Annotated in this window: 11 protein-coding genes; 7 read left to right on the forward strand and 4 right to left on the reverse strand. The window is 42.7% G+C overall.

Going from position 1 to position 12,429, the window contains the following annotated elements:
- The first annotated feature begins 64 nt into the window (after positions 1 to 64).
- Entirely contained in the window at positions 65 to 958 is an 894-nt protein-coding gene (locus AACU33_RS28415) for a hypothetical protein (RefSeq protein ID WP_096593159.1), read from the forward strand.
- A 168-nt stretch (positions 959 to 1,126) separates the two neighbouring features.
- Here the strand turns inward: AACU33_RS28415 and AACU33_RS28420 are convergent, their stop codons facing one another.
- A complete protein-coding gene (locus AACU33_RS28420) occupies positions 1,127 to 1,798 on the reverse strand; it encodes a hypothetical protein (RefSeq protein WP_339376344.1) in 672 nt (223 codons plus the stop codon).
- Between the two features lie 188 nt (positions 1,799 to 1,986).
- Here AACU33_RS28420 and AACU33_RS28425 point away from each other — a divergent pair, with 188 nt between their 5' ends.
- The gene (locus AACU33_RS28425; protein ID WP_096593161.1) at positions 1,987 to 2,508 is read left to right on the forward strand and encodes a tetratricopeptide repeat protein; all 522 of its coding nucleotides are present in this window, start codon (positions 1,987 to 1,989) and stop codon (positions 2,506 to 2,508) included.
- Positions 2,509 to 2,762: 254 nt separating this feature from the next.
- Entirely contained in the window at positions 2,763 to 3,530 is a 768-nt protein-coding gene (locus tag AACU33_RS28430; protein ID WP_445291800.1) for a DUF3153 domain-containing protein, read from the forward strand.
- Positions 3,531 to 3,586: 56 nt separating this feature from the next.
- Here AACU33_RS28430 and pdxH read toward each other — a convergent pair whose 3' ends face one another.
- Complete coding sequence (gene pdxH, locus AACU33_RS28435) at positions 3,587 to 4,231, reverse strand: pyridoxamine 5'-phosphate oxidase (RefSeq protein WP_096593166.1); 645 nt, start codon at positions 4,229 to 4,231, stop codon at positions 3,587 to 3,589.
- Positions 4,232 to 4,428: 197 nt separating this feature from the next.
- Here pdxH and AACU33_RS28440 point away from each other — a divergent pair, with 197 nt between their 5' ends.
- The 3 genes from AACU33_RS28440 (at position 4,429) to AACU33_RS28450 (ending at position 8,297) form a co-directional block, all read left to right on the forward strand.
- Positions 4,429 to 5,529 carry an AI-2E family transporter gene (locus AACU33_RS28440; RefSeq protein WP_096593169.1) on the forward strand — a complete coding sequence of 367 codons (1,101 nt, stop codon included), beginning with the start codon at positions 4,429 to 4,431 and terminating at the stop codon, positions 5,527 to 5,529.
- 539 nt (positions 5,530 to 6,068) lie between these two features.
- Entirely contained in the window at positions 6,069 to 6,899 is an 831-nt protein-coding gene (locus AACU33_RS28445; protein WP_096593171.1) for a segregation/condensation protein A, read from the forward strand.
- 228 nt (positions 6,900 to 7,127) lie between these two features.
- A complete protein-coding gene (locus AACU33_RS28450) occupies positions 7,128 to 8,297 on the forward strand; it encodes a sugar phosphate nucleotidyltransferase (RefSeq protein WP_096593174.1) in 1,170 nt (389 codons plus the stop codon).
- 72 nt (positions 8,298 to 8,369) lie between these two features.
- On the opposite strand, the gene speA is transcribed toward AACU33_RS28450, so the two are convergent.
- Complete coding sequence (gene speA, locus AACU33_RS28455) at positions 8,370 to 10,388, reverse strand: biosynthetic arginine decarboxylase (protein ID WP_096593176.1); 2,019 nt, start codon at positions 10,386 to 10,388, stop codon at positions 8,370 to 8,372.
- A gap of 219 nt (positions 10,389 to 10,607) precedes the next feature.
- Between speA and ndk the strand changes: the two genes are divergently transcribed.
- Positions 10,608 to 11,057 carry a nucleoside-diphosphate kinase gene (gene ndk, locus AACU33_RS28460; protein ID WP_096593179.1) on the forward strand — a complete coding sequence of 150 codons (450 nt, stop codon included), beginning with the start codon at positions 10,608 to 10,610 and terminating at the stop codon, positions 11,055 to 11,057.
- Between the two features lie 94 nt (positions 11,058 to 11,151).
- Here ndk and AACU33_RS28465 read toward each other — a convergent pair whose 3' ends face one another.
- A complete protein-coding gene (locus AACU33_RS28465; RefSeq protein ID WP_096593181.1) occupies positions 11,152 to 11,877 on the reverse strand; it encodes a TerC family protein in 726 nt (241 codons plus the stop codon).
- Positions 11,878 to 12,429: the final 552 nt, after the last annotated feature.

Genomic DNA, 12,429 nt, shown 5'->3' on the forward strand with positions numbered 1-12,429 from the left:
TAGCTTGTATACATAGGTAGTATCAACCCCCTTATTCAACAGACTTAAAATTGGTGGCAGTATTATGTTGGCTCAATTCCAGAGCTTGTATCCCAAAGGTAGTCTTATTTCAGAGTTAGTGCAAATTTTTCAAGGAAAATATATTGTTCGTGCTAGCGTGCAAATTGAAGGCGTTATCCGTGCCACTGGTTTAGCAGCAGCAGAAACAGTGGAAGCAGCAGAAGACCAAGCACGAAATCGGGCGCTGATGGTTTTGGGAATAGCAAACACGCCTGCGGAAACAGCAGCCTTTTCTTCACCAGTCACATCGCCAGTACAGACTAACCCTTCCTTGAGTAAAACTCGTGGTGTGAATGAATCTGCTTATTCCTCTACAAAAGAACCGGACTTTGCAAGCAGTGAGTGGTCTGTCACCAGTAGCAAGGAAGTATTTACACCACCTTCCAGCGAACAGCACAGCCAACCAAATTCCCTCACTACAGACAAGGAAAAATTACCAATAGATACCCACAGCACAAGTAAAAGCGATATCTACAGCCAAGACTTCAATCGGAATTTTCCTTTAAGTACTAACCTAGAAGCCCAATTTGATACCCCAATCGAAAATTTAGAACTTACATCTGCTAGTCAGCCGGAAAACCCACCCTTAACAGCGGTAACTCCTAGTAATGTCACTCCGTTTACACCCCGCAGTTATAGTTCTTCAGATGATGCAACTGCGCCAACAGGGACAGGGAAGAAAAAGAAGAAAAGCGAACCCGTGGATTTATCTGATGTCATTGCCAAAACTGATGTTGAGCTTCAGCGCTTAGGCTGGACGCCAGAACAAGGAAGAGAGCATTTAATTAAAACCTACGGTAAGCGAGGGCGGACTTTACTTACAGAAGATGAATTACACGGTTTTCTAAAATATTTGGAATCGCAACCGACACCAAAAGACCCGTTAATGGGATTTTGATTAGTTTGTCATTTGTCATTTGTCATTTGTCATTAGTAAAAACCCCTCTACTTTCCTTCGTAACTGGCGAAGAGAGTTAGAGGGGTTTTTATTTCATAGCTACGCAAAATTACTTCTATCTATGTATTTTTAGGCAATTTTAAGGATTTTTGCGCTTGAAAATTCCCATTAACGCGGATACAGGAAAATTCCCCGTGTTCTTCCTCTAGAAGGTTGGCGGTATTCATGATACCGGGAACGCTCCTCAAACACGGGATTTCTCAGGGGCTTGTCGCGGAAGATGGGATTAACCATGTTCGGATAAGTGATACTGGGATTGATAATGGTTCGCTGATATTGCGGATAAGAGTAAATAGTGGTTCTGGGTCGGTAGTAATTGGAGCGACGGCGATAGTAGAAATTATTGTTGCTAGGTGTATGTTTGTACCTTGTCACTCGATTTAAAGGTACGGGTGTCCCAATGGGGCTAATGTAAATATACGAACTCCCGGTTTGATTTATGGGTATGGGTGTCGCAATTGGACTAGTGTAAATATACGAACTCCCGGTTTGATTGAGAGGTATGGGCGTCGCAGTTGGGCTAGCGTAAATATACGAACTCTCTGGTTGATTGAGAGGTATGGGCGTCGCAGTTGGGCTTGTGTAAATATACGAGCCCTCTGTTTGATTTATGGGTATGGGAGTAGTAATCGGACTTGTGTAAATATACGAACTCTCGGCTGGTACTTCTTTTACGACACCATTAATAATCCTCACTGTTTGAGCAGCAGCGGGGGCAATTGTAGCGCTCATCAATGCTAGAGTTATACCTGCACCCAGCCAATTCTTGATGTTATCCATATTTTGCTTCCCCGTAAATTTTGAGAACCTGGAATTATTAGCTACAAATACTTAACAAATCCCTGTAGCTACTTAATGAAAATTTTAAATCTCTCTCTAATTTAATTTTGCCAGATTCATTAAAGATTCCACAAAGATTACCGAGATTGGCAAAATAAATTAAAGCAGTATTAATTTGTGTACAGAACGTGAATGCAGAAAGTTTAGAAATTGCCAGATCTCGCTACCAAGCTGGGAGAGTTGCTTTTGAAAGTGGGCAATACCGAGAAGCTGTAGAAAATCTGGAAAAAGCCAGCGCACTTTTATCGCGCAATTCTCGCTTTGCGGGTGAAGTTGATATTTGGCTAGTGACAGCTTATGAAGCGGCTGGAAGAACAGAGGATGCGATCGCACTTTGCGAACGACTCAAGCGACATCCTTATTCAGAAACTAACAAACAAGCTCGGCATTTACTCTACATCTTAAAAGCACCAAAACTCAAAAGACCTAGTGAGTGGATGACCGAAATTCCCGATTTAGGCAAATTACCAGACAATGATTCACAAGTTCGTGTAACTGTCAATCCTCGTCAAGCTTCTGGACAAAAGAAATCTGCGGAACCGGAATTTGTCGATCTCAGCCAAGTCAATACCAGAGATAATCGCTTTATCTGGCTAGGATTAATTGTCATTGGCTTAATACTTTCTTACTTGGTTTGGTTGAGTTTTTAAGGAAAACTTTCTTTACATCAACAGTGCCAAGAGTTAGAAGTAAAGATTGGTTAAATATTCCATAGTTTCGGAGATTTATACTAATGAATTGGTCGTTTTTACGAAAGATTTTAGTATGGTTAATTAGCCCATTAAGTTTTGTGAGCAAACACAGAGAATTGTTGACAAAATTTACTGTTCCCAAGCCAATTAACCGCAGCTTTGCTACTCCACAAAACAGCCGCAACGCTAAAATTCCCAAACCGATTTTGTGGATGGTAGTGTTAGCTTCTTTGCTGTTATCTGGTTGTGTCAAGTACGATGTAGGCGTTAACTTTGACAACTCCAATCACGGGGAATTGGTGCAGCATATTAAACTAGGAGAACGACTCACCAGTTTTAGCGGCGATTATGTCTACGAATGGCTAAATAGTATAGAACGTCGCGCTCGGAAACTAGAGGGAAAAACCAAGCGAATTTCTCCAGAAGAAGTGATTGTGACAATTCCCTTCAATAATGGGCAAGAACTCCAAGAGAAGTTTAACGAGTTTTTTAATTCCCGCACAAATCAAAAAGCTGAAGCTGTGCAATCCGAATCAAATTCAGAATTGCCGAAAATTGAATCAAACTTGCTCATAGAGCAGAACAACTTTTTACTGTTTGTACGGAATCGCTTAATTTATGATTTGGATTTGCGATCGCTATCTTTGATTGCCAGTAACGGTAACGTTCTAACGAACACAGGTTCAATTCTCGATTTGGATTTTAGCTTGAAAGCCCCCTTCGGAGCCAAAAACATTCCCATAGCCGAAAATGCGATCGAGCCGGAAAAGAACAGAAATCAATTGGTGTGGAAACTGAGAACTGGGGAATTAAACCACATAGAAGTAGTTTTCTGGCTTCCCAGTCCTCTCGGTATTGGGGCGTTGCTGATTGCTTTATTTGTCTGGGGTGGGCTGTATCTCAGATATACTTTTATGCCAGATCCTAGGATTCAGTTTGCGCCTAAAGCAGCAGTTTCTCAAAGTGCTGTTGCGGAATAAAGTAGTTCGATTTAGATACCCGACTTTTAAAAGTCGGGTATCTTGGCTACCAGTGATTAAGGTGATAAACGCTCGATTTGCCAACTGTCATTATCTAAACGAGTATAGAGCAAGCGATCGTGCAGGCGGCTTGACCTTCCTTGCCAGAATTCAATTTCTGTGGGAATTACTCGTAAACCTCCCCAATGAGCAGGCCTGGGAATCTCCTGATTTTCATATTTATGCTGGAGCTCCTGCAACCTTAGCTCTAATTCTTCTCGACTGGCTAAGACTTCACTTTGATTTGAAGCCCATGCACCCAGGCGACTATTTTCCGGACGGCTGTAAAAATACCGATCTGATTCGGGTTCGGAAACTTTCTCTACCCTTCCTGTAATCCGAACTTGGCGTTCTAATTCTGCCCACCAAAAGACCAATGCCGCTTGGGGATTTTCTGCTAGTTCTTGCCCTTTACGGCTGTTATAGTTGGTGAAGAAAACAAAGCCCCGTTCATCAAAATCTTTGAGTAGTACCATTCTCGCTGAGGGCTTACCGTCTGGTGTGGCGGTTGCTATAGTCATAGCATTGGGTTCGGGAAGTTGGGCTGACAACGCCTGCTCGAACCATTGTTTAAATTGTATAAAAGGATTAAGGTCAACCTCAGATTCGCTTAAATCTTGTAAGGTGTAATCTTTGCGAAGGTCGGCAATAGGTTGATGCATCGTGATTAACTTCCTTGCGATCGGATATACGTATATATGTCTTTGTCCAAAATATCTATTATGGCGAGCTGTACCAATGCCAGTTAAGCAAATTCTTTTGAGGAGTCTTGAAAAAAGATTGCATTTAATACCAAATTGGGATAGGTAGTATTTGAGATCGTGCTTAACAATCCAATCCTCAATCCTAAATTGGTATGATGCGCCGTTCAGCCTCCCTTCAACGTTTATTAATTTATGGTCTGAGCGGCCCGATTATCGCTCTCAATGTCTGGCTGCTCTCTGTACTATTTCATTATTTTCAGCATCCGATCACTATCTTAAGCATTGCGGCAATTCTGGCTTTTTTATTAAATTATCCAGTTCATTTTTTTAAACGGGCGCGGATCACTCATGCACAAGCTGTAATCGTTGTTTTGCTTGTGACTTTAACACTGGTGGTGATTTTGGGTGTAACCTTAGTGCCGATGCTAATTGACCAATCAATTCAACTCTTGAATAAAATCCCCGATTGGTTAAGCAGCAGCCAAAGAAACCTGGAACAAGTGGAAGCTTTGGCCAGACAGCGGCGTTTACCCATAGATTTGCGAGTGGTAACTAATCAAATTAATGCTAGTATTCAGAATTTAGTGCAGCAGCTAGCTTCGGGTGCCGTAGGATTTGCCGGAACGCTCTTATCAGGATTGGTGAATTCTGTATTAGTAGTCGTGCTGGCGTTTTATATGCTTCTGTATGGCGATCGCGTCTGGTTGGGTCTAGTAAGTCTGTTACCATCTAATATCAGAATCCCCTTAACTGCATCCTTACGCTTAAATTTTCAGAACTTTTTTCTCAGTCAGTTGTTATTAGGGCTATTTATGGTAGTTACCCTCACTCCAGTTTTTTTAGTTCTGAGGGTTCCATTTGCTTTATTGTTTGCCATAGTCATTGGCATAGCCGAATTGATTCCCTTTGTGGGTGCAACTCTTGGTATTGGTTTAGTAACAATACTAGTGCTACTGCAAAATTGGTGGTTAGCAGTTCAAGTTGCTTTGGCGGCGATTATTTTGCAGCAGGTTAAAGATAACCTTTTAGCTCCTAAGTTACTCGGTGACTTTATTGGACTTAACCCCATTTGGATTTTTGTGGCTATTTTAATGGGGTTTGAAATCGCTGGTTTATTAGGAACGCTCGTTGCTGTGCCGATTGCAGGTACTATCAAAGGCACTTTTGATGCGATTAAGGGCGGTCAAACAGGGGAATTTGTCTCGCCTTTTAAGATTACTTATGATTCTGACTGCGATGAAGACAGTAAAACTTAAAAAATTTTAATTTAATCGAGCTAAATTCTTCTAGATTGCGGGTTTTATCTTGTCCAAAGCATAGACATCGCCTCACGAGAATTTACTCAAGTTTTATCTTGTAATTTCAGCAATTTTTTAGCTAAATTACCGATTTTAATTAACCAAATATACAAAATTTTTTCCGTATAAAGTATGATAAATTACTGTTTTATACTTGTTGTTCAAGTATAAACATAATCATATTATACTTGAGTTTTTAAACACATAACCATACTCTTAATTAGTTAATTTGTAATTAATTTATATTTCAAAATGCCTGACAATTAAAGTTACCCAATCTGAAATCAAAATTCACAATAGAGTTAAATCCCCATTTTTAGAAAAATTAAGTATAATTTGCTAGGTAATTTTTGACTCTTAATGAGATAAATAAGCTCTGTGCTAATTTTTCTTAACATCGTAGCAAATGATGCTTTTACAAACAAAGTATCACTTACTAGTCTCATCAGTCCAATGTTTAATTTAAGTACTTTTATCTTAATTACAGAAACTAATTAATGGATGCATCCGAGCTATTAGAAACAATTACACTTCTAATTCAACAAGCTGAACAAGGAGAAATCGATCCTTGGGATGTTCAGGTCATTGAGGTGATTGACCGTTACTTAGAACTAATGGCACCGGAGTCCACAGCAAGAGGCTATGAAGCCGACTTGTCTCAATCTGGACAGGCTTTCTTATCAGCATCAATGTTGGTGTTATTTAAGGCCAACACCTTAATGCAATTACAAACAGCAGCAGACGAACAAGCAGTTACACTAGATGAAGAACTGCTTGAAAGTGAAGATGGGTTGTTACATCCAACCCCTCGCCTGCCCCTAGAGCATCACTTGCGTCGCCGTCCAGCAGCCATGCCACCACCAAAACGTCGCGTGACTCTGCAAGAGTTAATCGAGCAATTGCAGATCATGGCGAACCAGCTCAAACTTGTCCAAAAAAGTAGCAAACCTGCCCGCCCTCGGCGTCAGCCAACTGTCCAATCTATGCGAGCTGCCCTAGAATTGGCTCACCAGGAAAATCTGACGGAAGTAGCTGGGGAACTAGAGCAGGTGTTGCAGCTTTCGGCAGCAAAGTTACATTTGGAGCAAAACTGGCTGAATTTGGAGGAGCTTGTAGAGTTATGGACTCAAAGCAAACAACCACACCAAAATGGCTCGGCCCATGTATCAGAACACAGTCACTTAGTAAGTGTTTTCTGGGCACTACTACTGCTATCAGCTCAATCTAAAGTAGAGCTATTGCAGGAAGAGTTTTACCAGGAGATTAAAATTCGCTTACTCAGAGATTCCGCTAGCACTTGCCAACCCTTGGAGCAGCCAATCAACTGAGCAACTCTCATCCGGCTATCTAGAGAATCTACCGCTGTTGCATCAGTAAACTCTAAAATCTAAGTAAATAAAAATCTCACCGTTCGCTTGTTATTTCGCTCTACCGCTAGTTGCAACAGCCCGCAACTTCCCGTAATTTTTGCTATCAGGGATGAATAAAAACATAATAGAGCAATGAAGCATAACTCGTTGAAAGTAAACTGGCTTGTGGTTGAGGAATAAATCTTTATGAAGGCGATGATTCTTGCGGCGGGTAAAGGTACTCGTGTTCGTCCGATTACCTACACAATCCCGAAACCGATGATTCCCATCCTGCAAAAGCCAGTGATGGAATTTTTACTGGAACTGTTACGTCAACATGGTTTTGACCAAATTATGGTCAACGTTAGCCATTTAGCTGAAGAAATCGAAAACTATTTTCGTGATGGTCAGCGGTTCGGCGTACAGATTGGCTATTCTTTTGAAGGCAAAATTGATGACGACGGTAAACTAGTTGGGGAAGCTATTGGATCGGCTGGCGGGATGCGGCGCATCCAAGATTTCTCGCCGTTTTTTGACGATACCTTTGTGGTATTGTGCGGTGATGCTTTAATTGACTTAGATTTAACAGCAGCAGTCAAATGGCATAGAGCCAAAGGTTCGATCGCTACCATTATTTCCAAATCAGTACCTTTAGAAGAAGTTTCTAGCTACGGTGTGGTCGTGACTGACGACGATGGCCGTGTGAAAGCTTTCCAAGAAAAACCCTCAACAGAAGAAGCTCTCAGCACTAACATCAACACGGGTATTTACATTTTTGAGCCAGAAGTATTTAACTATATCCCTTCTGGAGTTGAGTACGACATTGGTAGCCAGCTCTTCCCCAAACTCGTAGAAATTGGTGCGCCTTTCTATGCTATCCCAATGGACTTTGAATGGGTAGATATTGGTAAGGTTCCCGACTACTGGCGAGCAATTCAGGGCGTACTTTTGGGTGAAATTAAAAATGTGCAAATCCCCGGTCATGAAGTCGCCCCTGGGATCTACACTGGCTTAAATGTAGCTGTGAATTGGGACAAAGTGGATATCACAGGCCCAGTTTACATTGGTGGTATGACCAGAATTGAAGACGGAGCCAAAATTGTGGGCCCCGCGATGATTGGCCCCAATTGTTGGATATGCAGTGGCGCGACTGTAGAAAACAGCGTCATTTTTGAATGGTCGCGTTTGGGGCCGGGAGTCCGCTTAGTCGATAAGCTGGTGTTTGGGCGTTACTGCGTCGATAAAACTGGCGCAACGATTGACGTTCAAGCTGCGGCTTTAGACTGGCTGATTACCGATGCGCGTCAAGCACCGCCATCTCAAACTCCAGCTGAGCGACAAGCGATCGCAGAACTTCTCAATACGACTGTGATTTAGTCAAAAGTCAAGGGTCAAGAGTCAATGGTCATTAGTTATTTGACTCTTGACTTTGGACTCTTGACTTTTCACCTAACTATTCAAGTACGTGTATCTTCTGAGACTCTGTTCGTAGGTTTGCAGGAGTCGTTGCGATTCTGCTAGGGTGATGCGCTTTTCTTCCAAAGCTTTTTCGCAACGCTGGCGGATGTTTTCTACCATGTCTTCAGAATCATACTGCACGTAGCTGACGACTTCGCTCATGGTATCGCCTTTGACGACATGTTCAATTTGGTAGCCTTTGGGCGTTAATTGAATGTGAACGGCATTAGTGTCGCCAAACAGGTTGTGTAAATTACCCATGATTTCTTGGTAAGCTCCACTGAGGAACATTCCCAAATAATAGGGTTCGCCTGGCTTAAAGGTGTGTAGCTCTAAAACAGATTTGACATCGCGCAAATCAATAAAACGGTCGATTTTGCCATCGCTATCGCAGGTGAGATCTGCCAAAATTCCCCGCCGTATTGGTTCTTCATCTAGACGGTGTATGGGCATGATGGGGAATAATTGGTCGATCGCCCAACAATCTGGTGCTGATTGAAACACCGATATATTGGCGTAGTAAATAGAAGCCATGATTTTTTCCAAGTCTTCTAGTTCGTCGGGTACGTAATCCTGCTGTCTAGTGATGTTAAGTATTTTATGACAACAAGCCCAGTAGAGGCGTTCGGCTTTAGCACGTTCTCGCAAGCGCAAAATACCCAAGTTGAAACGGCTAATGGCTTCTTCTTTAAATTGGGCGGCGTCGTGGTAGAACTCTTGATAATTTTCTTTGTTAATTGATTGGTAGGTTTCCCACAGATAATTAATGATGGGGGATTCGCCCTCTTGTGGAGGTTCTGGGGGATCGAGGGGGACATCGCTGGTACTGAGAATATCAAAAATCAGCACCGATTGATGGGAAGCGATCGCTCTCCCGCTTTCACTAATTAACGTTGGTACGGGAATTTGCCGTTCCGCACAGGTATCTTTTAACTCTGCCACAATGTCGTTGGCATAGTTTTGCATATTGTAGTTTTTCGAGGCGTAGAAGTTGGTTTGGGAACCATCGTAATCTACACCCAAGCCACCACCGACATCGAGATACTTCATATCAGCACCCAGCATTGCCAACTCTACGTAGATGCGGCTGGCTTCTTGGATGGCATCTTTAATCACATTAATGGCTGAGATTTGCGAGCCGATATGGAAATGCATTAACTGCAAAGAATCGAGCAAGTTAGCTTCGCGCAACTTATCAACTGCCTCGATTACCTCAGGCATAGTTAGACCAAATTTTGCGCGATCGCCGCTTGAGGTTCCCCAGCGTCCCATACCTTGGGTACTGAGTTTTGCCCGTACTCCTAAGATAGGTTTGATACCTAACTGACGGTTAGCAGCAATGACTAAATCGACTTCTTCAATTTGTTCGAGGACGATAATTGGGGTTTGTCCTAGCCTTTGAGCTAACATCGCCGTTTCGATGTATTCCTGGTCTTTATAGCCATTACAAACTAACAATGCTCCCGGTGTATCTAAGATAGCTAGAGCAATCATTAATTCTGGCTTGGAACCTGCTTCTAAACCAAATTGATGGGGTTTGCCAAACTTGACCAAATCTTCAATCAAATGGCGTTGCTGGTTGCACTTGACAGGAAATACACCACGATAGACACCAGGATAGTTATAGCGGGCGATCGCTTTGGCAAAACAAGCGTTTAAGCGCTCAATCCGGTCTTCTAAAATGTCAGAAAAGCGAATCAACATCGGCAGCCCTAAGTTGCGCTGCTTCAAGGCGTTGACTAATTCAAACATGTCTAGAGAACCGCCGCGATCGCCCTTGGGGGAAACAGTCACATGACCGGCAGCATTGATCGAGAAATAAGGTTGTCCCCAACCTTCGATACGATACAGAGCTTCGCTGTCCTCTATTTTCCAGGAACGAGGCGAATCTTCCGTACTAATACTAGGTGGTAAAAGCTTTTTTTGCTTATTGTTCTTCACTTCCGGTTTGTGTCCATTGGACGACAGCTTAACTACCTCTTCAGATGTAGCAGTTGACTCAACACCCATTTCTTCCTGACCTCTGTGTTTCACCCACGAATTTTCAATTTAACGCATTCATCCGCGATCGCAAATGCACCCAGTGATAATTTCTGAGATAAACTCTGATTGGTCAAGAGTCAAAAGTCAGGACTAAGCGGTCAGTGGAAATACACCTGACATCTTCCTTCTTACAACTGGCATAAGATAATTGATCTTGAAAAATTTATTAAGTTTTCGGAGATAGCTTTGGAACGCACATTTTTAGCAATTAAGCCCGATGGCGTACAGCGCGGATTGGTAAGTGAAATTATCGGTCGCTTTGAAAAAAAAGGTTTTACCCTCGTGGGTTTAAAACTGCTCAAACCCAGCCGGGAATTAGCTGAACAGCATTACGACGTTCACCGCGAAAGACCTTTCTTTGCAGGATTAGTAGAATTTATCACCTCTGGCCCTGTTGTAGCGATGGTTTGGGAAGGTGAAGGTGTAATTGCCTCTGCAAGAAAACTAATTGGTGCGACTAATCCTTTAAATGCAGAACCAGGAACCATTCGCGGTGATTTGGGGATCAACATCGGTCGTAACATCATCCACGGTTCAGATGCTCCGGAAACAGCGCAAAAAGAAGTTGCTCTGTGGTTTAAGGATGAGGAATTGGTTAATTGGCAACCAGAATTAACTCCTTGGTTGCACGAGTAGAGAGTTAAGGAAGAGGGAGGGGAGTTTGGGAGGTGTGGGGAGTGTGGGAGGTTTTCTTCCCAATACCCCATACCCAATACCCTATTCCCTTCTTCTACTTAGACACTTCACTCTTTTCAGGCAGTTCTTGGGGTACTGTATTGGCAGTGCGTTTGGAAAATCCCCAAGCTAGGATTAGACCGATCGCAGTAATCATTAACCATTCTGGTGGCACTAGATCGTCGTTCACCACCTTCAATAACAGACGCAAACCTACTAAAGCCACCGTCATATAGCCTGCGTCTTCTAGGTTTTCAAATTCGTCTAGCCAACGGATAAATAATTCTGCCATAAAGCGCAGGGTAATAATCCCAATGGTTGCGCCTGTTAGTACTAACCATTTTTCTTGAGAAACCGCGATCGCAGTTGTCACGCTATCTAATGAAAATGCCAAATCTGTAAAGGCAATTACCGGGATCGCTTGCCATATAGATTTAAAGCGCGGCCCGTGATGGTGATGCTCCTCATCGGTTTCTTGGGAAGTAAAATGTTGGAATACTAGCCACAGCAAGTAAGCAGCGCCCAAGAGTTCAAATTGCCAGAGGTTTTGTACCCAAGTTGCAGTCAGAATTAGGGTAATCCGCAGCACATAAGCCACAACCAAACCCAAATTCAGGGCTTGACGCTCAACTTGTTTGTCTTCCAATCCTTGGGCGATCGCAGCGAGAGCGATCGCATTATCAGCAGATAGCACCGCTTCTAAAAAAATCAGGATTAGCAGGACTATAGGAGCTTCGACGCTGAAGTGAAAATTAAGATAATCAAAAATTCGATCTAGCATTCCAGGTATCTCAAGCAGGGAAAATTAAAATTAACAGCAAAGCGCGAATTTCGTCCTCAAAAGCGCAAAAAATTGCTACTTTTATCCAGCTTAACTTGGCTGTGGTGCATTCTGAAGACTGTTGCATTCACGCAATATCAGGGTAAGTAAGGTCTGTTGAGTGTAACATGACACTCCAAAAAATTTAATGTTTTGAAGGCAGAGGGCAGAAGGCAGGGGAGCCAGCGCATTGGGCGGCTTTGCCGACTTGTAGCGACTGGCGTGGCAGAAGGCAGGAAAGTTATTGAGAGCGATCGCTTTTTTAAGCCTTCATCGCCAAAGCTTTGATTTGACTGTATTTTGGCTTGACTAAAATACCAAAATCAGAGAGCGATATCTACGACGAGCTGTGTCTACATCAGCTTGAGTAATAAATTAACTAAAATGCTTGCGGGAAAATACTGGATTAAAATTGCGATCACAGCAAAAAAAGTCGCCTGTACAACAGATCTAAACTGGGAGCGTAACAAAAAAAGTCGCCAGTGCAACAAATGAAACCGCGATCGCAGCAAA

The sequence above is a fragment of the Calothrix sp. NIES-2098 genome, assembly GCF_963875125.1.
Lineage (GTDB): Bacteria > Cyanobacteriota > Cyanobacteriia > Cyanobacteriales > Nostocaceae > Aulosira.

What these genes read in the sequence shown, in the direction of transcription:
- AACU33_RS28415 (WP_096593159.1), top strand. Translation starts at nt 65, where the DNA reads ATGTTGGCTCAATTCCAGAGCTTGTATCCCAAAGGTAGTCTTATTTCA.
- AACU33_RS28420 (WP_339376344.1), bottom strand. Translation starts at nt 1,798, where the DNA reads ATGGATAACATCAAGAATTGGCTGGGTGCAGGTATAACTCTAGCATTG.
- AACU33_RS28430 (WP_445291800.1), top strand. Translation starts at nt 2,763, where the DNA reads ATGGTAGTGTTAGCTTCTTTGCTGTTATCTGGTTGTGTCAAGTACGAT.
- pdxH (WP_096593166.1), bottom strand. Translation starts at nt 4,231, where the DNA reads ATGCATCAACCTATTGCCGACCTTCGCAAAGATTACACCTTACAAGAT.
- AACU33_RS28440 (WP_096593169.1), top strand. Translation starts at nt 4,429, where the DNA reads ATGCGCCGTTCAGCCTCCCTTCAACGTTTATTAATTTATGGTCTGAGC.
- AACU33_RS28445 (WP_096593171.1), top strand. Translation starts at nt 6,069, where the DNA reads ATGGATGCATCCGAGCTATTAGAAACAATTACACTTCTAATTCAACAA.
- AACU33_RS28450 (WP_096593174.1), top strand. Translation starts at nt 7,128, where the DNA reads ATGAAGGCGATGATTCTTGCGGCGGGTAAAGGTACTCGTGTTCGTCCG.
- speA (WP_096593176.1), bottom strand. Translation starts at nt 10,388, where the DNA reads ATGGGTGTTGAGTCAACTGCTACATCTGAAGAGGTAGTTAAGCTGTCG.
- AACU33_RS28465 (WP_096593181.1), bottom strand. Translation starts at nt 11,877, where the DNA reads ATGCTAGATCGAATTTTTGATTATCTTAATTTTCACTTCAGCGTCGAA.